Origin of the sequence: Nocardioides sp. (assembly GCF_035481145.1) — a bacterium.
In the GTDB taxonomy this organism is placed as follows: domain Bacteria; phylum Actinomycetota; class Actinomycetes; order Propionibacteriales; family Nocardioidaceae; genus Nocardioides.
On record NZ_DATIHB010000204.1, the window covers coordinates 1 to 2,286 of the forward strand.

Below are 2,286 nucleotides of genomic sequence, written 5' to 3' on the forward strand. Positions count from 1 at the left end.
TCCGGTCACCGGCCGGCCGCGGCGGCCGTTGTCGAACAGCGCGTCGACGGCCTCCTGCAGCATCCGCTTCTCGTTGTTGACGATGATCTCGGGCGCGCCGAGGTCGAGCAGCCGCTTGAGGCGGTTGTTCCGGTTGATGACGCGGCGGTACAGGTCGTTGAGGTCGGAGGTCGCGAAGCGGCCACCGTCGAGCTGCACCATCGGACGCAGGTCCGGCGGGATGACCGGGACGGCGTCGAGCACCATGCCGATCGGCTGGTTGCCGGTCTTGCGGAACGCGTCGACGACCTTGAGCCGCTTGAGGGCACGGATCTTGCGCTGGCCCTTGCCGGTGGCGATGGTCTCGCGCAGGGCGTCGACCTCGGCCTCGACGTCGAAGTCCTGGAGGCGCTTCTGGATCGCCGTGGCGCCCATGTGGCCCTCGAAGTACTTCCCGAACCAGTTCTTCATCTCGCGGTAGAGGAGCTCGTCACCGAGCAGGTCCTGCACCTTGAGCGACTTGAAGGTCTCCCAGACCTCCTCGAGGCGGTCGATCTCGCGCTGGGCGCGGTCGCGCAGCTGCTTCATCTCCCGCTCGGCGCCGTCCTTGACCTTGCGGCGCTGGTCGGCCTTGGCACCCTCGGCCTCGAGCTGGGCGAGGTCCTCCTCGAGCTTCTTGCTGCGGTCCTCGATGGAGCCGTCGCGGCGCTTCTCGAGGCGCTCGCGCTCCAGGCCGACCTTGTTCTCCAGGGTCGACATGTCGCGGTGGCGGGCGTCCTCGTCCACCGAGGTGATCATGTAGGCCGCGAAGTAGATGACCTTCTCGAGGTCCTTCGGGGCGAGGTCGAGCAGGTAGCCCAGGCGCGACGGGACACCCTTGAAGTACCAGATGTGGGTGACCGGGGCGGCGAGCTCGATGTGGCCCATCCGCTCGCGGCGCACCTTGGAACGGGTCACCTCGACGCCGCAGCGCTCGCAGATGATGCCCTTGAAGCGCACGCGCTTGTACTTGCCGCAGTAGCACTCCCAGTCCCGGGTGGGACCGAAGATCTTCTCGCAGAAGAGGCCGTCACGCTCCGGCTTCAACGTGCGGTAGTTGATGGTCTCCGGCTTCTTGACCTCGCCGTGGCTCCACGTGCGGATGGAGTCCGCGGTGGCCAGGCCGATCCGAAGCTGGTCGAAGAAGTTGACGTCGAGCACTTGGCTACAACCCTTCAGTTGTTTCGAAAATCAATGGTGGTGGGGGCGGGACGGGCGCCCGGCGTACGGCGTGTGGTCGGTGTGGTCACCGAGCCACGAGCCGCCGCCGGGCACCGCTCGTCACACCTCTTCGACAGAGCTGGGCTCGCGACGGGACAGGTCGATGCCGAGCTCCTCGGCCGCGCGGAACACGTCCTCCTCGGCGTCCTTCATCTCGATGGGGGTGCCGTCCTGGGACAGGACCTCCACGTTGAGGCAGAGCGACTGCATCTCCTTGACGAGGACCTTGAACGACTCCGGGATCCCGGAGTCGGGGATGTTCTCGCCCTTCACGATGGCCTCGTAGACCTTGACGCGACCGGGCACGTCGTCGGACTTGATGGTGAGCAGCTCCTGCAGGGCGTAGGCGGCGCCGTACGCCTCCATCGCCCAGACCTCCATCTCGCCGAACCGCTGGCCACCGAACTGGGCCTTACCGCCCAGCGGCTGCTGCGTGATCATGGAGTAGGGGCCGGTGCTGCGCGCGTGGATCTTGTCGTCCACGAGGTGGTGCAGCTTGAGGATGTACATGTAGCCGACCGAGACGGGCTCGGGGAACGGCTCGCCGGAGCGGCCGTCGAACAGGTCCGCCTTGCCGGTCTCGTTGATCATCCGCACGCCGTCACGGTTGGGCAGCGTGGCACCGAGCAGGCCGGTGATCTCGTCCTCGCGGGCACCGTCGAAGACGGGCGTCGCCACCTTGGTGTCGGGGTCGGCCGACTCGGCGTGGATCTTGATCAGGCGCTGCTTCCACTCCGTGTCGTCCTTGTCCTCGGAGAGGTTCAGGTCCCAGCCCTGCTTGGCCAGCCAGCCCAGGTGCAGCTCGAGGATCTGGCCGATGTTCATCCGTCGCGGCACGCCCAGCGGGTTGAGCACGACGTCGACCGGGGTGCCGTCCTCCATGAACGGCATGTCCTCCTGCGGGAGGATCTTGCCGATGACGCCCTTGTTGCCGTGACGGCCGGCGAGCTTGTCACCCACGGAGATCTTGCGCTTCTGGGCGACGTAGACGCGGACGAGCTGGTTGACGCCCGGAGGCAGGTCGTCGCCGTCCTCGCGGTCGAACAC

2 pseudogenes are annotated in these 2,286 nt (G+C 67.0%); both read right to left on the reverse strand.

The features are described 5' to 3' along the window. Positions 1 to 1,179 (reverse strand): annotated as a pseudogene (locus VLF38_RS16195) (DNA-directed RNA polymerase subunit beta'); the annotation flags it as partial. Between the two features lie 120 nt (positions 1,180 to 1,299). Then, positions 1,300 to 2,286, reverse strand: a pseudogene (locus tag VLF38_RS16200) (DNA-directed RNA polymerase subunit beta); the annotation flags it as partial.